Here is a 22,877-nt window from a genome sequence, read left to right as displayed (position 1 = left end):
GCACCCGGCGGCGGAGGGCTGGGGATGACGCGGGGTTGAGGTCCCCAAGAGTGCGGGCAGGGGAGGTGCGCGGCGGCTCCTCTGCCCCCGGCACCGGAAGGGACAGGTGTCGCGGAGCTCAGGTACCCGGGTGATGGAGATGCGCGGCGACTCACCGGCACCCGGTGCCGGGGGGGGACCTCCGCCCTCCCTGTGCCCCGCGCCCGGCCGGCCGAGCACTCCGGGTGCAGGGCCCGGACCGGGGCCGGCCGCCCCGCCCCCGCCCCCTCACTTCACGTGCGCCGCGATACGCCGCGCGCACTCCAGCGACTCGCTGTGCGTGGTGTCGACCTCCAGGTCGTACCGCATCCCCCGGTGCACCTGTCCCGCCTGCCCGGCGGCCATCCCCGGCACCCGGTCACCGCGGGCGATCTCCCGCCCCGTCGCCACCTCCGCGTCGCACCGTACGCCGACCCACAGCACCTCGACGTCCCCGCCGAGCGCCTTCTGCCAGCGCTCCTGGCCGGCCCCGCCGCCGAGGAACACCTCGTCCACGATCACCCGGGCCCCGGCCCGCGCCATCGCCACGACGCCGGCGACCCACGCGTCCTGCAACCGCAGGAACTCCTCCCCCACGGTCACCGTCCCGTCGGCGGCGATCACCAGCCCCTTGCCCGAACCCGCCCCCTCCGCCTCGGGCTCGCACATCGACAGCGGCAGCAGATCGACGAACACGTCCGTGCCGACGGCCAGCCAGGGATCGGGCAGCACCGCTTGCAGGCAGCGGACGATGCCCGTCTTCCCTGAGCTGGAACCACCGTTGAGCACGATCATCTGCGTCGTCATGCACGCCACGGTAGGGGCCCCGGAAGACCGCCGCCAGGCAGTTCCGCCCGCCCCGCCCCGGGGGTGGTCGGCCGTTCCGCCACCCGGGCTTCCGGGCCACCCCCCACCCCGGGATCAGGCATGCGGCCCGGCGTCCGCGGAACGGCCGGGCCCGTCGGGGTCCCCGGCCGTCCCCTCCCCCTCGAAGCTCGCGAAGTACACGGCGGCCATGTCCTCCCCGCCGTGCCCCTGCGCGGACGCGCGCGCGAAGCGGTCGCGGGCCGCCTCGATGCCGTCCAGGCGCAGGCCGGTGCGGCGGGCGGCCTCGGCGGCGAGCCGCGCGTCCTTCTCCGCGTTGTCGACGCTGAAGCTGGGGGTGAAGTCGCCGGTCAGGATGGCCCCGGACTTGCCCTGGAGGTACCCGCTGTCGAGCGGCCCGCCGGTGATGGCGTCCAGGAAGAGCTTCGGGTCGACGTCGAGCCCCTTGGCGAGCGAGAGGGCCTCGCCTACGCCGTTGGTGAGGGCGACGACCCAGGTGTTGAGGACCAGCTTGAGACGGCTGGACCGGCCTTCGGCGCCGTCCTCGCCGACCCACACGGTGCGCGAGCCGATGGTGTCGAAGAGCGGCTGGACCGTCTCCCGTACGGACTCGGGTCCCGCCGCGAGGACGGTCAGCTCGCCGAGTTCGGCGGGCCGGCGGGTGCCCAGCACGGGGGCGTCGACGAGGACGAGCCCTGCCTCGGCGGCGTGCGCGGCGATCGCGTCGATGTCCTCGCCGACCGTACTGACCTGCACCCAGACCGTGCCGGCGGTCAGCTTCGGGGCGGCGGCACGGACGGCTTCCAGGACGCGGGGGCCGTCGTTGAGGACGGTGAGGACGACATCGGCCCCGTCGACCGCGTCGGCCGGGGTGTCGGCGACGTGCACGCCGTCGGCGGCGAGCGCGTCGGCCTTGGCGCGGGTGCGGTTCCAGGCGCGGACGGTGAAGCCGCCCCGGGCGAGGTTGCGGGCGACGGGGGCGCCGATGATTCCGGTGCCGAGGACGGCGACGACCGGCCGGGGGGTGGTCATGGCGGACTCCTGGGTTCAGACGTGGGGTTCAGACATGGGTTCACACGTGACGGGTTCGAGAATTCTCGTACCTCCGCACCCCGGGGACACCGGCGGGGGCGGGACGGGCCGCCGGCGGCAGGCGGAGGCGGCCCACGAGCGCGGCCGGGCCGTCCCGGACCGTTTCCGCTCCCTTACGGGCATGAAAATCCCGCAAAGCGCAGCAAGCAGCGCCGGGATCTGCTGGTATGGGTCCGTCGCAGGGACGAGTGATCATGGAGGTCCGCCGGTACGACGTCCCTGTCGAGGTACGCCCGGCACGACACCACCGTCGTCCCACCCACCGCACCAAGGGAGCGAGCGACCCGCATGAGCCTGGCCCAGCTTCACTACACCTCGGCCGCCGGGTTCACGGCGGTCAGCCCCGACGTCCCCCGCGAGCTGCTCGACGAGGCGGAGGAGGTCCTCGCGGCGTTCCCCGCCCCGGCCTTCTCGCTCACCCAAATGTCCGACGGCAGCCGCCTGTTGAGCCGTACGACGACGGACCCGGAGTCCGGCGCGGCGCACACCCACGCCGTCCACCTGCCCGCCGGGGAGCGCCTGCCGGGCGGCGCACTGCCCGTCACCGCGTGGGACTCGCCGCGCTGGGCGCCCGTCGCGCCCGCGCCGGGGAGCACACCCGAGCCGCTCGACCTGCTCACCCCGGCCGCCGGTTTCTTCGACCGGGAGGGGCTCGCAGCCTTCGCGGCGGCGTGCGGGGAGCGGCTGGCGGGCGTGCTGGCCGATGTGCGCGCCCTGTGCGAGGACCCGGGCGCGCAGCCGGTGGTCCTGGTGGCACAGGACCCGGCGGACATCGCGCGCTGGGTGGCGGTGGTGGGGGCGGCCCTGCCGCGGGAGCACGCGCACGGGCTGACCTTCACGACGTACGCCGAACGCCCGGAGCACGCGCTCCAGCAGATCATCGGCACGTCGCCGGACGTGGTGTTCCCGACGGCGGGATTCCGCGTCCACCGCTGCGATTCCGGCCCGTCGGTCACGGGCGCGGGGTCCGTCCCGTCCGTTGCGGGCGGGGGGCCGGCCGTTTCCGGTACGGGTGCGGGGCCGGACTCCCCCGATACGGGTGCGGGGCCGGCCCGCGGCGGCGACGACGCGTGGGCCGCGGTGGCCGCGCAGGTGTGGCGGGCGGGGCGGCCCGAGCTGTTCAAGCGCGCCGCCGCCCAACCCTCGCTCTCCAACGGGGAGTTCGAGGAGGGACCGCTCGCCGCGACCGCGCTGAGCGCCGGGGTGCCGTTGGACTCGCGGGGGCGGACGGCTGCCGCCCGGTGGGCCGAGCAGCACGCGGACGGGCTCAGCGCCTCCGACTGGCCGGCCCTGGTCGGAGCCCTCTGCGCGCCGGTCCCCGGGCCCCGCCCGGACGGCGAACTCGATGCCCTGGCACGCCTCGCCGAGCGCGTCGACGGCAAGGTGCCGACCGAGATCCTGGCCCCGCTGGCGGCGCTCTTCGCGGCGGAGGACGACAACCCGACCGCCGTACCGGAGTTGGCGCGTCAGCTCGCCCACGAACTCCTCGCCGATCCGGAGCGGGCCCGCAGCGCGGCGGTCCGCGAGGCCCTGGACCGCCACACGGACCTGCACGCCCAACTCCTCTTCCACCTCGACGGCCTGGCTCCGGACAACCCCTTCTCGGTGGTGCGGCTGCTGCACACGGCGGACCTGGTGCGGGGCGTCCCGGACGGGCTGCCCCACCTGCGGATGTGCGCCGCCTACCCGCTGCCGGGGGCTTCCCGGCAGGGCTCCGACGAGGACCGGGAGTCCACGCTGCACACGGTGCTGCGAGCGGCCGGGGTGTCGCCGATGGTCGAACCCCTGGTGCTGCGGACCGGATTCCGGCTGGTGTGGCCCGAGAACCTGCTGCCCACGCCGCAGGAGGCCCGGTGGATCCTCGGCGAGACCGGCTCGGACGCACACCGCACGGCGGGGACCTATCCGGAGCTGATCCGGGCCGCGCTGGAGGGTCCGGCGGACGACCCCGACGTGACGCCGCTGGCCGCCGACCTGATCCGGTGCTTCCCGCACGAGATCGACGCGCGGCAACTGGGGGCGCTGCGGATGCTGGAGTTCGCGGAGTCCCTCGCCGAGGGGCGGGCGGGAGCGGGGCCGGTGGCCACCGCGCTCACGCTGAGATCGGCGGCGCACCCGGTGGAGCCGACCGTCCTCCGGCGGACGTTCGGGCTGGTGGCGCGGGACCTGTTGGCGGAACAGCGTCCGGTGGGCGAGCTGTCGGCGCTCGCCCGGTCGGGGGACGCCGACCTGATCGGTGCGTACGGGGCGGCGGCCCGCACGGCCCCGCTCCTGGACCGGCTGCGGACCGCGCCCTCCTACGCGGCGGACTGCTTCGTGGCGTGGACGTCGCATGTGGGGGCGAGCGGGGTGTGGGACGAGACGCGGGGCGCCCTGCTGGAGGAGGTGCTGCGACCGGCGCTGCAACACATGACGAGTCGTGAGATCGCCTCTCTCCTGGACCACTTGGACCGTTCCGGCGGGACGCATGCGGCGGACTTCCGCGCGTGGCACAGGCCAGGGGGGACCCTGGGCCGCCTGGCCCGCCGCTTCGGCCGCCGCTGACCGGCGCCCTCCCGCCCACGGCCCACCCGGGTGCCGCCCCCCGCGCAAGCGCCTGCACCGGCCGCACGCCCCCGCCGGGCACTGACACCGCGCTGGGAAACGCCCCGCTCTCGTACCGGTCGGCTCATGGCCGAGCTCGGCGCCGACAGCCGTTTCCAGGCGGGCTACCTGCTCGCCCTGCGCGGCCACGCCCAGGAGACCGCGCCCCCGCCCGAGACCCCGCCGGCGCGCGCGGGACCGGGCGGCTGAGCGGCCTGCCCGTGACAGCGGGAGTGCGGGAACGGCGGCCCGGCCGGCGGCCGCCCTCCGGGGGCGACGGGGATGGGGTACGCGACAGCCGTCAGGCGTCCCGCACCGTGAAGCGGACCGGGGTGCCGGGGACCGCCTGGGCGGCCGCCGCGAGGCACCGCTCGGGGACGACACCGACCACCGGGTAGCCGCCCGTCACCGGGTGATCGGCGAGGAAGACGACCGGAAGGCCGTCCGGGGGCACCTGGACGGCCCCCAACACCATTCCCTCGCTGGGCAGTTCGTCCCCCTTGGCACGGGTGAGGGCGGGCCCCTCGGTACGCAGGCCGATACGGTTCGCGGCCGGGGAGACGCGATGGCCGCCCCCGGCGAGGGTCCGCAGCGACTCGGGGGTGAACCAGTCGTGGCGGGGGCCGAGGAACAACGGCAGGACGAGCTCGCGGGGCGGCGCCCGGAACGAGGCGGCGTCCGGGGCGGGCGGGGTGAAGCGGGCCGCGCCCAGCGGCAGTTCAGCACCGTCCACGAGCGGGGCGGGCCCGAGTCCGGAGAGCAGGTCGGTGGCCCGGCTGCCGAGCACGGGCTCGACGTCGACGCCGCCCGCCACCGCCACGTACGAACGGAGCCCGTCCGTCGCACGCCCGACGTCGAGGACGGCCCCGGCCGGAACGCGCACCGGCGCCCCCCACGCGACGGGCCGCCCGTCGACGCGCACCGGGGCGGGCGCGCCGGTGACCGCGACGATCACAGGGGTACGGGGGCGGAGGGCGACGCCGTCGAGCGTGGTCTCCAGGGTGGCGGCGGCGCGGGCGGGGTTGCCGACGAGCCGGTTGGCCAGCCGGTGGGCGGGGACGTCCAGGGCGCCGGAACGCGGCACCCCCAGGTGGGCGTGGCCCGGACGCCCCTCGTCCTGGACGGTGGTGAGGGCTCCGGCCCGTACGACGTCGAGGACGGCGGCGGTGTTCACGTGCGGGGCTCCTCGGTGAAGCGCACCCGGGTGCCGGGGGCGAGCAGGGCGGCCGGTTCGCGGCGGGGGTCCCACAGGACGGCGTCGGTGGACCCGACGAGTTGCCAGCCGCCGGGGGACGAGCGGGGGTAGATGCCCGCGTACTCGCCCGCGAGGGCGACGGACCCGGCGGGCACGGCGGTGCGCGGGGTGGCCCGGCGCGGCAGACGCAGCTCCTCGGGCAGCCCGCCGAGGTAGCCGAAGCCCGGGGCGAACCCGCAGAAGGCGACCCGGAGTTCGAGCCCGCCGACGATCGCCGGGACCCGCCCGACGGGCACTCCCCAGAGCCCGGCGACCTCCGCCAGATCGGGCCCGTCGTACCGGACCGGGATCTCGATCAGCGGTCCCGCGCCAGCGGTGAGCGGCGGGATCTCCCACGCCCGGATCTCGGCCGCGAGCCCCTTCGGGTCCTCGACCCCGTCGAGCAGAACGGTCCGCGCGGCCGGCACGACGTCCCGCACGGCGGGCAGGGTCCCGGCGGCCCGCCGCCGCAGCACCTCGGCGTGCAGGGCCTGGGCATGGGCGAGGTCGCCGAGCTCGACGAGGAGGGCCCGGCGCCCGACGGCAAACACCTGAAGGGGCGAAGCACCACCTCCAGCTCCACCCCCACGCACTCCTCCCCTCACGCGAAAGCCCCCAACTCCACTCCCGCACGCACCAGTTCGTCCCGCACCCGCACGGCCAGCCCCGCCGCCCCCGGGGTGTCCCCGTGCAGGCACAGGGACCGGGCCCGAACGGAAACCCTCTCGCCGCTCAGGGCGGTGACCGCGTGCTCGGTGGCCATCGCCAGGGCCCGGGCGACGACCGCGTCCGGATCATGGACCACCGCCCCCGGCTCCCCGCGCGGAACCAGCGCCCCCCGCGCGGTGTACGCCCGGTCCGCGAACGCCTCGCTGACGGCCGGGAGTCCGGCTTCCTCCGCCGCCGCCAGAAGCCGCGACCCGGGCAGCCCGAGCACGGGCAGCCCACCCGCCAGCCGCACACCGGCCACGACCGCGGCAGCCTGCTCGGCGTCGTGCACGGTGCGGTTGTAGAGCGCACCGTGCGGCTTGACGTACGCGACCCGGCCCCCGGCGGCCCGCGCGAACACGTCCAACGCCCCTACCTGATAGGCGACTTCGGCGGCCAACTCCTCCGCCGGAACATCCATCGCCCGCCGCCCGAAGCCCGCCAGATCCCGGTACGACACCTGCGCCCCGATCCGCACCCCTCGCGCGACGGCCGTCTCGCACACCCGGCGCATGGTCACGGGATCACCGGCATGAAACCCACAGGCGACGTTCGCACTGGTCACCACGGCGAGCAGGGCTTCGTCATCCGTAAGGGTCCACCGCCCGAACCCCTCCCCGAGATCGGCGTTCAGATCGATGACGCCGGGCTTGTCGGTCATGGTGCGTCCTCCGCGAGTGCCGTGAGGGTGTCGAGAACGAGACGTCGGGATGCGCTGCGGCGCCCTTCAACTCCGTGCGTGCCGCCCCGCGTTCCCGTACTCCGCCGAATCGTCGGATTGTTGAGCAATACCTTACTGTCCTCGGCCCACAAGCACCCGTACCCGACCCACATCCCCTGCGCCAAGATCCCGGGCATGGACACCGCACCGCACACCTCCGAACGGACCTGCTGAGATACGCGGACGCTCCCCACCCACGGCTGCGGCAACTCGCTCTCAAGAAACGGAGACGACGCCCGATCCTGTCGAGCGCTTCACCTTCGACCCGCATGAGGACACGGCCCGCAATGTGCCAACCCCGCCCGCCGTCGCCCGCCGTCGTCCGGTGGACGGCAGGGGAACAGGGGCCCCACTCCACCTCATCTCTCCGAGGGGGCCGCAGCGACCAGCCTCACCCCACCGGCCCCCTGACCACCGATTCCAGCGTTCCCAGCACCTCCTCCGCGAACAGCAGCCCGGCCGGGCCGTGGCCATGGCCTTCGCGGCGGACGAGGGCGAGGATGTTGTTGCTGAACGCCCGGTCGCGTACCGGCCGGAACACCAGGATTCCGCTCTGCCGCTCCTCGGCCATGTCGAATTTGCTGAGAAAGGCGATGGCGTCGCCCGAGACGGCGAGCTTTTTCATCGTCTCGATGGAATTGGTGCGGAACGCCGGCTCGACCTTGATTCCGGCCTCGTTGAAGGTGTCGGCGATGATTCCGTGAATCGTCATCGAGCGGTCCGCGAAAACGAGGGGATGGGCCGCACACCGCGCCAGCGGAATGGCTTCCATGGGAGCCAGGGGGTGGGTCGGGGCGAGCACCGCTCCGAGGCGGGTGGCCAGTTGCCAGCAGGTTTCCAGTTGCGGGGAGGGCGGGACGTTGAATCCCAGGCCGAGGTCGGCCTCGCCGTTCTGCACGGCCCGCAGGATGTCGTGGCTCGACATCACCCGGATCGAGATCCGCACCTCGGGATAACGGGCGCGGAAACTCGCCGTCGCGGCGGCGACCACACCGCTGGCCAGCCCGGTCATCGTGGCGATCGCCACCTCCCCGCTGGGCAGCGCGTGCAGGTCGCGCATCGCGCTCACTGCCTCGCGGTAGTCCCGCATGGTCCGCCGGGCGTGCGCGAGAAGCACCTCACCGGCGGGCGTCAGCCGCATCCCGCGCGGCATGCGCTCGAACAGCTTCTCCCCCAACTCCTTCTCCAGCAGCAGGAGTTGGCGGTTGATGGCCGACGGCGCGACGTGCAGCCGGGCCCCCGCCGCCCGGATGGATCCGCAGCGCGCCACCTCGTCGATGTAGAGCAGCAGGCGTGAGTGCAGCATGTCGGCCTCCCCGAGCCCGACCGTACACAAAAAGCGCACGGTCCGTGCGAAAACGGCTGCTTGTCAGCAACAGTCGCCTGCCCTTTCATGTCCTCACCGCACACAAGGCATTTCCGTCTCCCGCACGGCGATCGGCGGTCCGCGGTCGGCGATGAATGCGCGGTGGCGGACGACGGCACACAGCAGACCAACGACGAGGCGAGGACATCATGGTGCAGGCGCACAGGGACAACCGGACGGACATCGCGCATTCCGTTCCCCTTCACGACGAACACGTCCGGACGGTGTTCGGCATTCTGCACGGCGAGCGGGAAGCCGATCTCCTGCTGCGGAATCTGAGCATTCTGGACGTGCACAGCGAGACGGTGTTCCAGGGGTCGATTCTCGTGCACGGCGGACGCATCATCGCGTTGGACCCCGACGAGTCCGTCGTCCGGCCCCGGGAGGTGTTCGACGGGCAGGGCCTGTATGCCATCCCCGGACTCATCGACGCGCACCTGCACTTCGACGCCCAGCTCGCGCACCCCGCCGCCTTCGGCGAGGCGATCGTGCCGAGCGGCACGACGACCATCTTCGCCGAGACCCTGGACTTCGCGAGCGCGGCCGGTGACGAGGCGGTCGAGGCGGTCCGCGCCCTGTTCCGGGACCACGAGAAGCTGCCCTACCGGATCTACGCCTTCGCACCGGGCAAGAAGACCTCGGTCGAGGTCACCGAGGCCATGCTGAAGATGGACCCGGTGATCGGCCTCGGCGAGCTCGCCCACCTCTCGTACATGACCGGCAACGACGACGACTTCCGCAGGGCGGCCCTGGGCCGCGCCAACGGCGGCTGGGTGAACAGCCATTGGGGCGTGACCGCGCTGCCGGACATGCTCCTCAACTACCTGCCCGCGATCGGCGCGCACAACAACCACGACGTCTGGAACGAGGACGACATCGAGAAGAGCGTCCGCTACGGCCTGCGCACCCAGATCAAGTTCGGCGTGGGCAGCCCCGAGGTCATCAGGACGATGCTGCGCGCCCTCGTGAAACGCCGCTGGCCGGCCGAGAACTTCCAGTTGTGCGCCGACAACATCTCCGTCGACCGCGTCCTGACCAGGGGCCACATCGACTGGGTGATCTCCCTGGCCGTCGAGATGGGCATGAACCCGATCCACGCCATCAAGATGGGCACGCTCTACGCGGCCCGCTCCTTCGGGATGGACAACGAGTTCGGCTCCCTCGCCCCCGGCCGGTTCGCCGACATCGTGCTGACCGACAGCCTCTCCCGGATCAATCCGCTGTACGTGTTCAAGGGCGGCGAACTCGTCGCCCGGGACCGCAGGCTCCTCAAGGCCGCCGAACTGGACTACTCCGGCATGGTGCAGGAGCCCCGCCCCGGGCTCGCCGGCCTGTCCCCCGGGCAGCTCGACCTCACCCCGACCGAGGTCTCCGCCGACGGAAGCCGGGCCAAGGTCCTGCTCTTCGACGTGTACGGGCGCGGCCACCTCAAGTTCGCCCAGGAGGTCTGGGTGCCCTTCCGGGACGGCGCGGTCGTCCCGGAACTGGACGGCGAACCGCTCAACCGGATCTCGGTCGTGCAGCGGTACGCGGACGGCGAGCGCCACGTGGTCAACGGCCTCTTCAGGGGCGTGTCGATCTCCCGCGGCGCGGTCTCGACGTTCTGGCCGGCGCCCCGCGCCTACTTCGTGGCCGTCGGCTCCGACAGCACCGAGATGCACGACAGCCTCACCGGGCTGGACGCCCGCGTCGGCGGTTGCCTGGTGACCGAGGGCGGACAGGTGAGGGCCGAGCTGGCGCTGGACATCTACGGCGTCATGGCCGACATGAACCTGTCCGAACTCCTCGCCGCGACCCGCTCGATCGACGCGGAACTGGAGAAGCTGGGCCACCACAACGAGGGCGAACCGGTCGTCAACAAGCTCTTGACGCTCTTCATCTCGCTCGACCGCTTCGGGTTCATGATCTGACGAACGCCTCCCGTCCGGTCAGCAGACACCGCCTCCCCATCCGGTCAGCAGACACAGGAGAAGCCCGTGTTGCAGCACGAACGGCACGAACAGGAAGTCGGAGTCGTCGACACCGGAGGTCTGCCGCGGCGGTGGATCACCTACGCGGCCGGCATCTACCTGCTGACGCTGGGCGTCAACCTCGCCATCAGGGCCGGCATCGGCATCTCGCCGCAGAGCAGCCTCACCCGCACCATGACCCTGGTGTTTCCCGGGATGAGCCAGGGGACGTTCAACTTCCTGCTCGAACTCGTCATGCTCGCGCTGACCTACCTGGTCATGCCGAAGGCCTTCCGGCTCAGGAACTTCCTGTCGCTGGTCCCGGCCCTCGCCCTGGCCACGTTCCTCGACCTGAACCTGAGGCTGACGCAGTGGATCGTGCCGGACGCCTACGCCGCCAGGTTCGCGCTCCTGGTCTTCGCGGACGCGCTGCTGGCCTTCGGCCTGTTCCTGATGATCCGCGCCAACCTGGTCCTCATGCCGGTCGACATGTTCGTCAATACCGTCTTCCGGCGGAAGGGCTGGAAGTGGGGCAACATCAAGACGGCCTTCGACTGCACCCTGCTCGTCGTCTCGGTGGCGGTCGGCCTGATCTGCCTCGGCGCACCGCACTTCGTCCGCGAGGGCACCGTCATCAACGGCGTCCTCGTCGGACAGTACGTACGGCTCTACTTCTTCCTCTTCCACCGGTTGCGGCCGCGCCGCGAACGTACGGACCGGGGGTGAGCGGTCACCCCTCGTCGGGCGTCAGCCGCAGGGAGATCGAGTTGATGCAGTAGCGCTGGTCGGTCGGGGTCGGGTAGCCCTCGCCCTCGAAGACGTGGCCCAGGTGCGAGCCGCAGCGCGCGCAGCGGACCTCGGTGCGGACCATGCCGTGCGAGGTGTCGGAGACGAGCTCGACCGCGTCGGTGTCCTTCGGGTCGTAGAAGGACGGCCAGCCGCAGTGCGACTCGAACTTGGTGTCGGAGCGGAACAGCTCGGCGCCGCAGGCGCGGCAGGAGTAGACGCCCGTCGTCTTCGTGTCGGTGTACTCGCCGACGAAGGCCGGTTCCGTGCCGGCCCGGCGCAGGACCGCGTACTCGGCGGGGGTCAGTTCCTCGCGCCACTGCTCGTCGGGCTTTTCGATGTCGTACGGCATGACCTTGAGTCCCCTTACTTGTCGGCCGGGCTCGCCAGGCGGGCCAGGATCCGCGGGCCCAGGTCCGTCACGTCGCCCGCGCCCATGGTGAGAACCAGGTCACCGGGCCGGGACATTCCCGCGATCACGTCGGGGACCGCGGACATGTCGGAGACGGCCGTCACCTCCGCGCCCGCCGCCTTCGCCGCGTCGATGATCAGGGCGCTGGTGACGCCCTCGACCGGGTCCTCGCGGGCCGGGTAGATGTCCAGGACCACCGAGGCGTCGGCGAGGGCGAGGGCCTCGCCCATCTCCTGGCCGAGTTCCTGGGTGCGGGAGAAGAGGTGGGGCTGGAAGACCACGAGGAGGCGGGCGTCGACCGCCGCGCCCCGCATGGCCTCCAGGTCGGCGGTCATCTCGGTCGGGTGGTGCGCGTACGAGTCGATGACCTGCACGCCCTGCTCCTCGCCCTTGAGCTGGAGGCGGCGCTTGACGCCCGTGTACGTGCCGAGGGCGGAGGCCAGGTTGTGCGCCGGGAGGCCGAGGGCGACGCCCGCGGCGAGCGCGGCGACCGCGTTGTGGGCGTAGTGGGCGCCGGGGACGGAGACCGTGAAGGTGAGGAACTTGCCGTTCAGGAGGACGGTGACCTCGCTGGACAGGCCGCGCGGGGTGATCTTGTGGACGCGGACGTCGGCCTGGGCGGAGTCGCCGTAGGTGACGATGTTGAGCAGTTCCTCGCCCCGCAGGCGCTGGGCGAGTTCGACCGCGCCCTCCTGGTCGGCGTTGACGACCAGCGTGCCGCCCGGGACGATCTTGCGGGCGAAGGTCTCGAAGGACTCGTAGATCTCGTCCATCGAGGCGTAGTTCGCGTGGTGGTCGAGTTCGACGTTGAGGACGATCGCGACCTGGGGGTCGTACTTCTGGAAGCTGCGGTCGCTCTCGTCGGCCTCGGCGACGAAGATGTCGCCCTCGCCGTGCAGGGCGTTCGTGCCGGGCCCGGCCAGGTCGCCGCCGATGGCGTACGAGGGGTCCAGGCCCATGTCGGTGAGGGCGACCGCGAGCATGGAGGTCGTGGTCGTCTTGCCGTGGGTGCCCGCGACGGCGATGGCGCGCAGGCCGTCCATCAGGGAGGCGAGCGCGTCGGAGCGGTGGACGACGGGGATGCCCAGCTCGGCGGCGCGGACCAGTTCCGGGTTGTCGGCCCGGATCGCGGACGACACCACGACGGCGGTGGCGTCGTCCGCGAGGTTGCCGGCCGCGTGGCCGATGTGCACGGTGGCGCCCAGTTCGCGCAGGGCCTCGGCGGTGCCGGACTCCTTGGCGTCGCTGCCCGCGACCTTCGCGCCGCGCTGGGCGAGGATCTTGGCGATGCCCGACATTCCGGCGCCGCCGATGCCGATGAAGTGCGGTCGGTCCAGGGCGGTGGGAATGCCGGGTGCCATGCGGTTCTCCGTACGTTTCGGTCGTCTTGCGGTCGTCAGGCGGTCGTCTTGCGGACTTCGTGCAAGCCGCTTGCGGCCTTCTCGGCGGAAGGCAGCCCCACCCTATTCGCTGTGCGAGAAGAGCTTGAGCACCGGGACGCCGACCTTGTGACGCGCCCTGGACGCCCAGTCGCGGTGGAAGAACTCCTCCACGTAGTGCGGTGCGGTCAGGACGATCACCTCGTCCGCGCCCGTCTCGTCGACGACGGACTTCAGCAGGTCCAGCGGGTGGTCCTCGACCACCCGGCCCACCGCCTCGCTGCCCGTGGCGCGCAGTGCCGTGAGGGAGACCGCGAGGCCCCGCTCGGCGATCGGCCGGGCGTCCTCGCCCTCGGGCTCGTCGCCCTCGCGGACCGCCTCGTCCAGTTCGCCCATCGCCACGTCGTCAATGGCTCTCAGCAGGACGTCGGCCTGATCGCCCCGTGGTTGCATCAGCACCACGAACGAGACCTGCTCCTCCCCGTGCAGGGTCGTGACGAACTCCACGTCGGCCGCGGTGAGGGGCTTCTCGATCATCAATACGCTCGTGAACATGTCGGGCGCCCTTTCTCCTTCTCTGGCCCTGTACGCCAGTGGGTCTGTACGCCTGGGTCTGTACGCCTGACCTGTACGTCTGCGCGCTCCGGCCGGCGCGAAACCTCGCGGAAACCATCGTTCCCCGCGCGGGCACGGGAACCGCTGGGGTTAAGTGTGCCCACCCGGGCTAAAGCGGAACGACAAATTCCACCGTTTGTCGGCCTGTGGCAAATGATCACATGTGACGCTGTTTCCGACGGTACTGGGTGAACAGGAACCCGGCCTCTTCCAGAATCGACGCCAGGACGAAACGATCCGGAACCGCGAGCCCCGGCCCGTCCGCGATCCGCTGGGCGTGCCCGGAGGTGAGCATCGGGGACAGGGTCAGGCACAGCTCGTCCAGCACGCCGTCCGCGACGAACTGGGCCAGCAGCCTGGGCCCGCCCTCGGTGAGCTGGCGTTTCAGGCCCCGCTCGGCCAGGACCCGTACCGCCCTGCCCGTCTCCACCCCGGCGCCGTCCCCGGCGACCAGCACCTCGGCCCCCGCCGCGCGGGCCGCGCGCACCCGTTCCGGAGGGGCAGTGGCGCCGGTCAGCACCAGGGTCGGGACGAGGGGCTCGGTGAAGAGCGGCAGGGCGAAGTCCAGGTCCAGGCTCGCGCTGACCACGGCGACGGCGGGGGCCGGGCCCTGGCCCGCGGCCTTCCGGCGGGCGGCGAAGGCGTCCCGGGCGCGGGCGGGCCGGTAGCCCTCCTGCCGTACCGTTTCCGCACCCACCACGATCACGTCGGCCAGCGCCCGCAGGGTGCCGAAGATCCGCATGTCGGTGTCGGAGGAGATCGGCTGGGAGCGGCCGTCGTGCTGGGCCGCACCGTCCAGCGTGGAGACCATGTTGGCGCGCAGCCAGACGTCCGGCCCGGTGGGGTACGCGTAGGCGTCGGCCAGTGCGTCCAGGCTCCAGGTCCCGGCCGCCGGGACTTCCTCCGGGACTTCCGCCGAGGTCCGCGCCGGCGCTTCCGCCATGGCGTCCGTCGGCGCTTCCACGGAAGCTTCCGCCAGCGCTTCCGCCGCAGCGCGGGATGTTTCGTCGGTCACAGGGAACAGGCGTCGCATGGGGGCAGTCTGGCACGGCACATAGAGTGGACGGTTGTGTCGTCCTCACAGCCGTCTCCGTCGAAATCCGCCGCTCAGGGCCCCGGCAGCCCCATAGCCGACGCGGCCCCCCTCTCGCTGTCCGCCCGCGAGCCGCACGTCCCGGCCGACCGGCTGGTGGCCGAGATGGTGCCGCCGCCGCGCTTCGACTCCGTACGGTTCGATACGTACATCCCCGACCCGAAGCAGCCGAGCCAGCCCGAGGCGGTCCGGGTGCTGAGCGCCTTCGCGGCGGGGCTCGGGTCCGCGCCGTCGGCCGGGAAGCGGCGCTGGTTCGGCAAGAAGGCCCCGGCGAAGGCCACCGGGCCGCGCGGGGTGTACCTGGACGGCGGCTACGGCGTCGGCAAGACGCACCTGCTGGCCTCGCTCTGGCACGCGACGCCCGCCGAGCCGCAGCTCAAGGCCTTCGGCACGTTCGTGGAGCTGACGAACCTGGTCGGCGCGCTCGGCTTCCAGCAGACGGTGGCGACCCTGAGCGGGCACCGGCTGCTGTGCATCGACGAGTTCGAGCTGGACGACCCGGGCGACACCGTGCTGGTGTCCTCGCTGCTCAGCCGCCTGGTCGAGAGCGGGGTCGCGCTCGCCGCCACCTCCAACACCCTGCCCGGCAAGCTGGGCGAGGGCCGGTTCGCCGCCGCGGACTTCCTGCGGGAGATCCAGGGCCTGTCCGCGCACTTCCGCCCGCTGCGCATCGACGGCGAGGACTACCGCCACCGGGGCCTGCCGGAAGCGCCGCCTCCGTACACCGACGAGCAGGTCACGCGGGCCGCGCACGCCACGGAGGGCGCCAGCCTGGACGCCTTCCCGGAGCTGCTGGACCACCTGGCCAAGGTGCACCCGAGCCGGTACGGGGCGCTCACCGACGACCTGCGGGCCGTCTGCCTGACCGGGGTGACCCCGGTGCCCGACCAGTCGACGGCGCTGCGGCTCGTGGTGCTGGCGGACCGGCTGTACGACCGCGAGGTGCCGGTGCTCGCGTCCGGGGTGCCCTTCGACAGGCTCTTCAGTGACGAGATGCTGAACGGCGGCTACCGGAAGAAGTACTTCCGGGCGATCTCCCGGCTGACGGCCCTGGCGCGGGACGCGAAGGGGCTGGTGGCGCAGTAGGTTCTGGGTGTTGTCCGTCATTTCTGCGAATCTGCGAAGGGTTTCACCATGGCCACCACCCGTAACGCGCACACCGACTGGACCGGCAGCCTCATGGAGGGCGAGGGCACCGTCTCCCTCGACTCCTCCCGGGTCGGCAGCTACGCCGTGTCCTGGCCGTCGCGCGCCGAGGAGGCGAACGGAAAGACCAGCCCCGAGGAGCTGATCGCCGCCGCCCACTCGTCCTGCTTCTCGATGGCCCTCTCGCACGGCCTGTCCGGCGCCGGTCACACCCCGACCCGGATCAGCACCGCCGCCGCGGTGACCTTCCAGCCGGGCGAGGGCATCACCGGCATCCACCTCACTGTGGAGGGCGAGGTCCCGGGTCTGGACGAGGCGGGCTTCCAGGAGGCCGCCGAGAACGCCAAGGCCAACTGCCCGGTCAGCCAGGCGCTCGCGGGCGTCAAGAACATCACGCTGGACGCCAAGCTGGTCTGAGGTCCCGGGGCGTGTCCGGAATCCCGGGGCGTGTCCGGGTGACTTCGGGCGCCCTCTGATCCAGTGGTGCCTCCGGGTGACTCCGGGCGTCTGCTGATCCAAGGGTGTTTTCGGGTGACTCCGGGCGTCCGGCGGGGAGTTGTGGCCCGCATGGTTCACGTGTCACCGGTTGCGTGATACACACGTGCGGGTCACATTCCTGTCCGCCAGCAGGGAGTTGCCTCATGTCAGCAACCGAGAAGTCCCCGACGCCCGGCACGTCTCCGGCGTCCGAAAAGCCCCCGGCCGCCGACGCCTCACGACGCCAGGTCCTCGCCCGCACGGGCGCGTTGGGTGCGGGCATCGCCTTCACCGGGGCCCTCTCCGAAGTCTTCGCGGGTACGGCCCTGGCCGGACCGCGCGGCGGCGGGGGCCGGCACCGCGCGGGATACGGGCCGCTGGTGCCCGACCCCGAGGGCCTGCTCGACCTCCCCCGGGGCTTCCACTACCGGGTCCTCTCCCGCGAGGGCGAGCCGCTCAGATCCGGCGAGGGCCCGGTGCCCGGCAACCACGACGGCATGACGGCGCTCCGGGGCCGCCGCGGCCGCGTCCACCTGGTCCGCAACCACGAGAACCGGCAGAGCGCGCGGTACGGCGTGCCCACCGTCAAGGGCCTGACCTACGACCCGGCCGCCAAGGGCGGCTGCACCTCGCTCACCCTGGACGGCCGCGGCAACGTCCTGGAGGAGCGCGTCGGCATCGCCGGCACGGCCGTCAACTGCGCGGGCGGGCCCACCCCCTGGGGTACCTGGCTCACCTGCGAGGAGAACGAGGACAAGGCCGGGACCGCCGGGTACACCAAGGACCACGGCTTCATCTTCGAGGTGGACCCCGCCGACCCGCACCGCACCGGCGCGGTCCCGCTGACCGCGATGGGCCGCTTCCAGCACGAGGCGATCGCCGTCGACCCGAAGAGCGGCATCGTGTACGAGACGGAGGACGCCTTCGCGTTCCCCTTCGGCCTCTTCTACCGCTTCCTGCCCGAGAAGCCCTGCGGCGGCGTGAACTCGCTGCGGGCGGGCGGCGCGCTGGAGGCCATGCGGGTCCCCGGCGTGCCGGACCTCTCCGCCGTCCACGAGGCCGGCCGCAGCTTCGGCGGGGTGGAGTGGGTGCCGGTGCCGGACCCGCTCGCCGAGCAGACCCCCGTCCGGCTCCAGGACTTCGGCAAGAAGGGCATCACCCACGCCCAGAAGCTGGAGGGCTGCTACTGGGGCGACAACGCCGTCTACTTCGTCTCCAGCTACGCCAGGACCAAGGAGGGCTCGCTCAAGGACCACTTCGGGCAGGTCTGGAAGTACGAGCCGAACCGGCGCCGGCTCACCCTGGTGGTGGTCTTCGGCCCGGACACCGACCACCGGCTGCCCGGTGAGTACCCGGACAACATCTGTCTCGCGCCGAGCGGCGGCCTGATGGTGTGCGAGGACGGGGACGGCGCGCAGCACGTGTTCGGTCTGAGCCGCCGGGGCCAGGTCTACCCGATGGCCCGCAACCGGCAGAACATCGGCACGCCCGAGGCGCCCGAGTGGGGCGAGTTCGCCGGGGTCACCTTCTCGCCGGACGAGTCGACGATGTACGTGAACTGCTACACCCCCGGGACGACGTTCGCGGTGACGGGACCCTGGGACGACTGACCCGAGGGGCCGGGGGCGGGCGGGCCGGTGCGCCCGCTCCCGGCCCCGCCGGCCCCCTCGTCCGCCGGAAGGCGGCTGAGGACGGCTTCCAGGGCTCGCGGAGGGGAAGGATACGGCGCAGGATCGAGGGAGCCGCCCGCCCGGACAAGGAGCCCCATGCCCAAGAAGGAACGGCACGAGAAGGACCCGCACGAGAAGGGTCGGCCGGAGAAGAACCGGCGAGGGAGGGACCGGCCGGAGCAGGACCGGCAGCAGGCCCGTCCGCAGCCCTCCGTACGGGACAGCCTGCGCGTCCCTCCGGGCTCCCGGGTCTCCCTCGCCTCGTACGCGGCGAACGCCACCCCCGTCGGCCCGCAGGACAAGGCGACGGGAGCGGCCGCCACCGCCCTGCTCGGCGGACCCCTCGCCGACCTGCAAGAACGCCTGTACGCCGCCAGCACCGCGGGCGACAGGCGCCGCCTCCTCCTGGTCCTCCAGGGGATGGACACCAGTGGCAAGGGCGGCACGGTCAAGCACGTGATCGGCCTGTTCAACCCGTCCGGCTGCCGCATCCGCGCCTTCAAGGCCCCCACCGAGGAGGAGCGCGCGCACTCCTTCCTCTGGCGGATCGCCAAGGCGCTGCCCGAAGCGGGCGAGATCGGCATCTTCGACCGCTCGCACTACGAGGACGTCCTGATCGGCCGGGTCCGCTCGCTGGCCCCGCCGGAGGAGATCGAGCGCCGCTACGAGCAGATCAACACCTTCGAGGCGTCCCTCGCGGACAGCGGCGTCACCGTCGTCAAGGTCTTCCTGCACATCAGTTACGAGCAGCAGAGGCGCCGCCTCCTGGAACGGCTGGACAACCCGGACAAGCACTGGAAGTTCAGCCCCGGCGACATCGAGGAGCGCGCCCTGTGGCCCGCCTACCAGGAGGCGTACGAGATCGCCCTCGCCCGCTGCTCGACCCCCGCCGCCCCCTGGTACCTGGTCCCGGCCGACCGCAAGTGGTACCGCGACTGGGCCGTCAGCAGCCTCCTCCAGGAACACCTCACGGCGCTCGATCCGCGGTTCCCGCCGGCCGGTTTCGACGTGCGGGAGTGCCGCGGGCGGCTGCTCAGCGAAGGGTGAGCACCAGTTCCGGCCGGTCCCAGCGCACGGCCGGCGGGTTCGCCCGGACCGTGCCGACCGGCACCGCCCCCACGCTCCGGTAGAAGCCCTCCGCCGGGGGGTGGGCGACGATCCGCACCTCGGTCAGCCCCGCCTCCCGGGCCCGCCCGGTGAGGTGGCCGAACAGCAGGCGGCCGACGCCCGTGCCCTGCGCGGCGTCGGCGACGAACATCAGGTCGAGCTCGGGCGGGTCCAGGACCAGCGCGTAGAAACCGAGGACCCGCCCGTCCGGCGACTCGGCGACGTACACCTCGTGGTGCTCGATGTAGTCGGGGCCGACCCGGTACCCCTCGACCATCGAGGCGTACGGACCCTCGTAGGCGCGCGAGGTGCGGACGAGGCGGGTGAGGCGCTTGGCGTCCCGAGCGACGGCACGCCGGACGCGGGCGGGCCCTTCCGGCGTCATGTCTGAGATCACTCCGGGAGTATGACCTGCCCGGGGTACGCCGTGCCGCAGCCGTACCCGCTCGTTCTGATCGGCTACTTTCCGTCGGTGACCACTTTTGTACGAAGAATGCTCGCGGCGGCTGCTCTGGGCGCGGCTCTCGCCGGATGCGGGACCGGCAGCACCGACGGCGGGACCGGCAGCGACGGCACCGCGTCCCGCCGGTCGCCCTCCGCGCCCGCACCGTCGACGCCGGCCGCTCCCCCGGCCGCCCCGGCCCCCGCCCCCACCATCGCGGCCGGCCCCGGCGGGCTCACCCCCGTGTTCGAACGGGCGCGCACGAAGGGCGGCGACAAGGTCGTGGCGCTCACCTTCGACGCGGACATGACCGCCGACCAGGGGCCCCGGGCGGCCCGCGGCGAGCACTTCGACAACCCGCGGCTCATCGCGTCACTGCGGAAGTGGAAGGTGCCGTCGACGGTGTTCATGACGGGGCGGTGGGCCGAGGAGTACCCGGACCAGGCACGTTCCATCGGCACCGATCCGCTCTTCGAGATCGCCAACCACTCCTACAGCCACCACGCCTTCTCCTCGCCCTGCTACGGACTGCCGACGGTCGGGCCGAAGGCCATGAAGGCGGACGTGGACCGGGCGTTCGCCGCGTTCCGCGCGGCGGGGGCGGTCAACGTGGTGCCGTACTTCCGCTTCCCCGGCGGCTGCTACGACGACCGCGCGCTGCGCAGCCTGGCCCCCGCGAAGGTGACGGCGGTGCAGTGGGACGTGGTCAGCGGCGACGCCTTCGCCACCGACGCGGACGCGGTCGCCGAGCAGGTGCTGGCCGGGGTGAGGCCCGGCTCGCTGGTGGTCATGCACTGCACCCGCAGCGCCGCCCCGACGACGGAGAAGGCACTGCGGCGGGTGGTGCCCGAGCTGCGGAAGCGGGGCTACCGCTTCGTCAAGGTCTCGGACCTGATCGCCCGCGGCTAGCCGGCGCCCCGCCCGGAACCGGGGCCTGTCGTACGCGTGCCCGCTCAGCCCCGCCGGGAGCTGAGCGCGCACACCGCGGCCCCGACGGCCCCCGTCAGCAGCACCGCCACCGCGAACGGCACCGGCGACAGGACCACCGCCCCCGAGTGCGAGCCGCTGACTAGGGCGTTCACCGCGAGGCGGGCCGGGGAGCCCGCCGTGACCAGGGCGAGCAGCGAGCCGGTGGCGGTCAGGGCGATGCTCCAGCCGGTGCCGTGCAGCACCGGGCGGCTGCCGAGCGCGCCCACGGCGGTGCCGAGCAGGGCGCAGGTGAGGACGGCGAGGAGGCCGGCCCCGGCGGCGCTCAGCGGGTTGATCCGTACCTGCCCGTCCGTGTCCGCCCACCTGCTGACCAGCACCACGAAGGCGGTGGCCAGGGCGCCGAGCGCCGCCGCGCAGCCGAACGCGGTGAGCAGCGCCGCGAGGTGTGTCCGGGCGGGCGAGGCGGCGGCCGCGGCGCAGTGCCGGGCGGCGGGCGGCTCGCCCGTGACGCAGAGGCGGGTGAGCCAGGCGGCGACGGGCAGCAGGGCGGCCGCGCCGTAGCCGAGCGAGTCGAGGACCGGCTGCCCGCCCTGGACGCCGACGGCGACGAAAGCCGCGTACAGCAGGACGGGCGCCAGCCAGCGCTGCGACCGGGCGAGCAGGGCGAGTTGGTAGCCCGCGAGGGGGGCGAGGGCGGTCATGCCTGGTTCCATTCCGGCGCCCGGGCGGGTTCGGGCAGGCGGGCCCGGTCCGCCGGCGGGTGCTCTCGTACGACCGGGGCGGCGGCCGGGGCCACCGACTCGACGTGCCAGGGGGGTTGGGCCGCGAGCAGCGTCCGCAGCACTCCGTCGGAGTGCACGGCGGCCACGGTGAGCGCCGTGGTCCCGTCGCCCTCCGGTACGACGAGGGGCGCGCCGGGAAGTGCGGGCGGGAGCACCGCGCCGGGCGGGCCGGCGGCGACGATCCGTACCCGGGGACCCGAATCCGGCTCCGCCGGGCGGTGGTCGACGGCTCGCAGCCCCAGGCCCGCCACCTCGTAGGCGGCGTCCACCGCGCCGGCCAGCCGGCGCGGGTCGTGGTCGACGAAGGCCACGGTCGCCCCGGCGGCGACGCGTTCCGCGACGGCCCGGTCCAGCTCGCCCCGGGCGGCCTCGTCGAGGCCGGTCCACGCCTCGTCCAGGACCAGCAGTCCGGGGGCGGCGAGCAGGGCCTGGGCGACGGCGACCTTCTGCGCGGTGCCCTTGGAGAGTTCGCGGACGCGGGTGCGGGCGTGGCTCGCGGCGCCGAAACGCTCCAGCCACGCCAGCGCCTCCGTGCGGGCCCGCGCCCGCCCCAGGCCGTGGATGCGGCCGAGGTGGACGAGGTAGCCGAGCGCGGTCAGCGGCAGGGCGCCGGGGAAGCGTTCGGGCACGTACGCGACCCGGCGGGGGCGGTCCTCGACGCGTCCCTCGGTGGGCGCGTCGATCCCGGCCAGCACCCGCAACAGGGTCGACTTCCCGGTGCCGTTGGCCCCCCGGAAGCGGACCAGGGAGCCGGGGCGCAGCTCCAGGTCGAGGTCCCGCAGGATCCAGTCGCCGCGCAGCCCGTAGCGCCGTCCCACCCGTACGCATCGCATCCGGGGATCTTCTCAGTTCGCGGTGGGCTTCGTCTGCGTCAACTCGCTCGGCCGGACGATCACGAAGCCCTCGCCCTGGAGGACGAGCTGCACGGCCTCGCCGGAGCCGCCGCGGATCATCGACCCCACGGACTGCGAACGGTGCAGCGAGGTGTTGAGCTGGGCGCTCCAGCCGACCACCGCGTCGGTGTCGACGTACACCGGCATGTTCCCGGTGACGGGGATGACGATGGGGTTGCCGTCGCAGATCACGGCGAGCCTGCCGTAACCGGTGAAGAGGCTGTTGAAGAGGCCGCCGCCGGTCATGCCGGCGCCCTTCACCATCTTGATCTCGTAGCTGAGCGTGGCGTCGAAGCAGAGCACGTTGCGGCCGTTGACGGTGAGGGCGTCGCCCTGGTCCAGGTCGACGATGAAACAGTTCTGCGCCTCGTGGGCGAACCAGGCCTCGCCCTGGCCGCGCACCGCCATCAGCGGCAGGCCCTCGCCGGTCACGGCGCGCTTGAGCATGCCGCCGATGCCCTGGCCCTTGCGCTCGAACTGGAGGTTTCCGCGGTAGGCGATCATGGAGCCCTGGCGGGCGTGCATCTCGCCGTTGACGGCGTACTTCACCGACTTCGCGTTCTGCAGGGTCATGCCGGGGGCGGTCGCCGGCTGGACCATGTTCTCGGAGGCAAAGATCTCGCTCTTCATGCGGCTCATCCTCGCGCGC

23 protein-coding genes are annotated in these 22,877 nt (G+C 72.9%); 9 read left to right on the top strand and 14 right to left on the bottom strand.

Annotation, left to right across the window (positions count from 1 at the left end; translation table 11 throughout):
- Positions 1 to 267: 267 nt before the first annotated feature.
- Complete coding sequence (gene cpt / locus ACZ56L_RS01425; protein WP_471060301.1) at positions 268 to 825, bottom strand: chloramphenicol phosphotransferase CPT; 558 nt, start codon at positions 823 to 825, stop codon at positions 268 to 270.
- Positions 826 to 939: 114 nt separating this feature from the next.
- A complete protein-coding gene (locus ACZ56L_RS01420; RefSeq protein ID WP_471060298.1) occupies positions 940 to 1,875 on the bottom strand; it encodes an NAD(P)-dependent oxidoreductase in 936 nt (311 codons plus the stop codon).
- Between the two features lie 348 nt (positions 1,876 to 2,223).
- Here ACZ56L_RS01420 and ACZ56L_RS01415 point away from each other — a divergent pair, with 348 nt between their 5' ends.
- Both ACZ56L_RS01415 and ACZ56L_RS01410 read left to right on the top strand, forming a co-directional pair.
- Positions 2,224 to 4,479, top strand: coding sequence for a GTPase-associated protein 1-related protein (locus ACZ56L_RS01415; protein WP_471060295.1), 2,256 nt, complete (start codon positions 2,224 to 2,226; stop codon positions 4,477 to 4,479).
- Positions 4,480 to 4,605: 126 nt separating this feature from the next.
- Positions 4,606 to 4,728 (top strand): hypothetical protein, encoded by a 123-nt coding sequence (locus ACZ56L_RS01410; protein WP_471060292.1) that lies wholly within the window; start codon positions 4,606 to 4,608, stop codon positions 4,726 to 4,728.
- A gap of 91 nt (positions 4,729 to 4,819) precedes the next feature.
- On the opposite strand, the gene ACZ56L_RS01405 is transcribed toward ACZ56L_RS01410, so the two are convergent.
- From ACZ56L_RS01405 to ACZ56L_RS01390, 4 genes are all read right to left on the bottom strand, one after another.
- Entirely contained in the window at positions 4,820 to 5,692 is an 873-nt protein-coding gene (locus tag ACZ56L_RS01405; RefSeq protein ID WP_471060289.1) for a 5-oxoprolinase subunit C family protein, read from the bottom strand.
- A complete protein-coding gene (locus ACZ56L_RS01400; RefSeq protein WP_471060286.1) occupies positions 5,689 to 6,303 on the bottom strand; it encodes a 5-oxoprolinase subunit B family protein in 615 nt (204 codons plus the stop codon). Before ACZ56L_RS01400 ends, ACZ56L_RS01405 begins: the two co-directional genes overlap by 4 nt.
- Before the next feature lie 50 nt (positions 6,304 to 6,353).
- A complete protein-coding gene (locus ACZ56L_RS01395) occupies positions 6,354 to 7,121 on the bottom strand; it encodes a LamB/YcsF family protein (RefSeq protein ID WP_471060283.1) in 768 nt (255 codons plus the stop codon).
- 451 nt (positions 7,122 to 7,572) lie between these two features.
- Entirely contained in the window at positions 7,573 to 8,487 is a 915-nt protein-coding gene (locus tag ACZ56L_RS01390) for a LysR family transcriptional regulator (protein WP_471060280.1), read from the bottom strand.
- Between the two features lie 209 nt (positions 8,488 to 8,696).
- Between ACZ56L_RS01390 and ACZ56L_RS01385 the strand changes: the two genes are divergently transcribed.
- Together ACZ56L_RS01385 and ACZ56L_RS01380 are read left to right on the top strand one after the other, a co-directional pair.
- A complete protein-coding gene (locus ACZ56L_RS01385; protein WP_471060278.1) occupies positions 8,697 to 10,457 on the top strand; it encodes an amidohydrolase family protein in 1,761 nt (586 codons plus the stop codon).
- A gap of 66 nt (positions 10,458 to 10,523) precedes the next feature.
- Positions 10,524 to 11,222, top strand: coding sequence for a YczE/YyaS/YitT family protein (locus tag ACZ56L_RS01380; protein WP_471060275.1), 699 nt, complete (start codon positions 10,524 to 10,526; stop codon positions 11,220 to 11,222).
- A gap of 4 nt (positions 11,223 to 11,226) precedes the next feature.
- Here ACZ56L_RS01380 and msrB read toward each other — a convergent pair whose 3' ends face one another.
- The 4 genes from msrB to ACZ56L_RS01360 all read right to left on the bottom strand — a co-directional run bounded on the left by msrB (position 11,227) and on the right by ACZ56L_RS01360 (position 14,721).
- Positions 11,227 to 11,634 carry a peptide-methionine (R)-S-oxide reductase MsrB gene (gene msrB / locus ACZ56L_RS01375; RefSeq protein WP_345217703.1) on the bottom strand — a complete coding sequence of 136 codons (408 nt, stop codon included), beginning with the start codon at positions 11,632 to 11,634 and terminating at the stop codon, positions 11,227 to 11,229.
- Positions 11,635 to 11,648: 14 nt separating this feature from the next.
- Positions 11,649 to 13,055, bottom strand: coding sequence for a UDP-N-acetylmuramate--L-alanine ligase (murC, locus tag ACZ56L_RS01370; RefSeq protein WP_471060272.1), 1,407 nt, complete (start codon positions 13,053 to 13,055; stop codon positions 11,649 to 11,651).
- Positions 13,056 to 13,157: 102 nt separating this feature from the next.
- Positions 13,158 to 13,628, bottom strand: coding sequence for an indole-3-glycerol phosphate synthase (locus ACZ56L_RS01365; RefSeq protein WP_345217700.1), 471 nt, complete (start codon positions 13,626 to 13,628; stop codon positions 13,158 to 13,160).
- 217 nt (positions 13,629 to 13,845) lie between these two features.
- The gene (locus tag ACZ56L_RS01360; RefSeq protein WP_471060269.1) at positions 13,846 to 14,721 is read right to left on the bottom strand and encodes a pyrimidine reductase family protein; all 876 of its coding nucleotides are present in this window, start codon (positions 14,719 to 14,721) and stop codon (positions 13,846 to 13,848) included.
- Positions 14,722 to 14,757: 36 nt separating this feature from the next.
- Here ACZ56L_RS01360 and zapE point away from each other — a divergent pair, with 36 nt between their 5' ends.
- From zapE to ACZ56L_RS01340, 4 genes are all read left to right on the top strand, one after another.
- Complete coding sequence (gene zapE / locus ACZ56L_RS01355) at positions 14,758 to 15,867, top strand: cell division protein ZapE (RefSeq protein ID WP_401758460.1); 1,110 nt, start codon at positions 14,758 to 14,760, stop codon at positions 15,865 to 15,867.
- A 48-nt stretch (positions 15,868 to 15,915) separates the two neighbouring features.
- Positions 15,916 to 16,344, top strand: coding sequence for an OsmC family protein (locus ACZ56L_RS01350; protein WP_345217695.1), 429 nt, complete (start codon positions 15,916 to 15,918; stop codon positions 16,342 to 16,344).
- A gap of 224 nt (positions 16,345 to 16,568) precedes the next feature.
- Entirely contained in the window at positions 16,569 to 18,014 is a 1,446-nt protein-coding gene (locus ACZ56L_RS01345) for an alkaline phosphatase PhoX (protein WP_471060266.1), read from the top strand.
- Positions 18,015 to 18,170: 156 nt separating this feature from the next.
- The gene (locus tag ACZ56L_RS01340; RefSeq protein WP_471060264.1) at positions 18,171 to 19,121 is read left to right on the top strand and encodes a PPK2 family polyphosphate kinase; all 951 of its coding nucleotides are present in this window, start codon (positions 18,171 to 18,173) and stop codon (positions 19,119 to 19,121) included.
- Here the strand turns inward: ACZ56L_RS01340 and ACZ56L_RS01335 are convergent.
- Positions 19,108 to 19,566, bottom strand: coding sequence for a GNAT family N-acetyltransferase (locus tag ACZ56L_RS01335; protein ID WP_345219031.1), 459 nt, complete (start codon positions 19,564 to 19,566; stop codon positions 19,108 to 19,110). The genes ACZ56L_RS01340 and ACZ56L_RS01335 overlap by 14 nt on opposite strands.
- A gap of 108 nt (positions 19,567 to 19,674) precedes the next feature.
- Between ACZ56L_RS01335 and ACZ56L_RS01330 the strand changes: the two genes are divergently transcribed.
- Positions 19,675 to 20,532, top strand: a complete 858-nt coding sequence (locus ACZ56L_RS01330) for a polysaccharide deacetylase family protein (protein WP_471061635.1) — start codon at positions 19,675 to 19,677, stop codon at positions 20,530 to 20,532.
- 44 nt (positions 20,533 to 20,576) lie between these two features.
- On the opposite strand, the gene ACZ56L_RS01325 is transcribed toward ACZ56L_RS01330, so the two are convergent.
- The 3 genes from ACZ56L_RS01325 to ACZ56L_RS01315 are packed head-to-tail and all read right to left on the bottom strand — an operon-like array spanning position 20,577 to position 22,858.
- Positions 20,577 to 21,254 carry an ABC transporter gene (locus ACZ56L_RS01325; protein WP_471060261.1) on the bottom strand — a complete coding sequence of 226 codons (678 nt, stop codon included), beginning with the start codon at positions 21,252 to 21,254 and terminating at the stop codon, positions 20,577 to 20,579.
- Complete coding sequence (locus tag ACZ56L_RS01320; RefSeq protein ID WP_471060259.1) at positions 21,251 to 22,168, bottom strand: ABC transporter ATP-binding protein; 918 nt, start codon at positions 22,166 to 22,168, stop codon at positions 21,251 to 21,253. Before ACZ56L_RS01320 ends, ACZ56L_RS01325 begins: the two co-directional genes overlap by 4 nt.
- A gap of 12 nt (positions 22,169 to 22,180) precedes the next feature.
- A complete protein-coding gene (locus ACZ56L_RS01315) occupies positions 22,181 to 22,858 on the bottom strand; it encodes an AIM24 family protein (RefSeq protein WP_401758444.1) in 678 nt (225 codons plus the stop codon).
- Between the last annotated feature and the right edge of the window lie 19 nt (positions 22,859 to 22,877).

The sequence above is a fragment of the Streptomyces sp. NPDC039736 genome, assembly GCF_055596485.1.
Note: the sequence above shows the minus strand (reverse complement) of the source record. Positions and strands in the feature narration are given on the sequence as shown.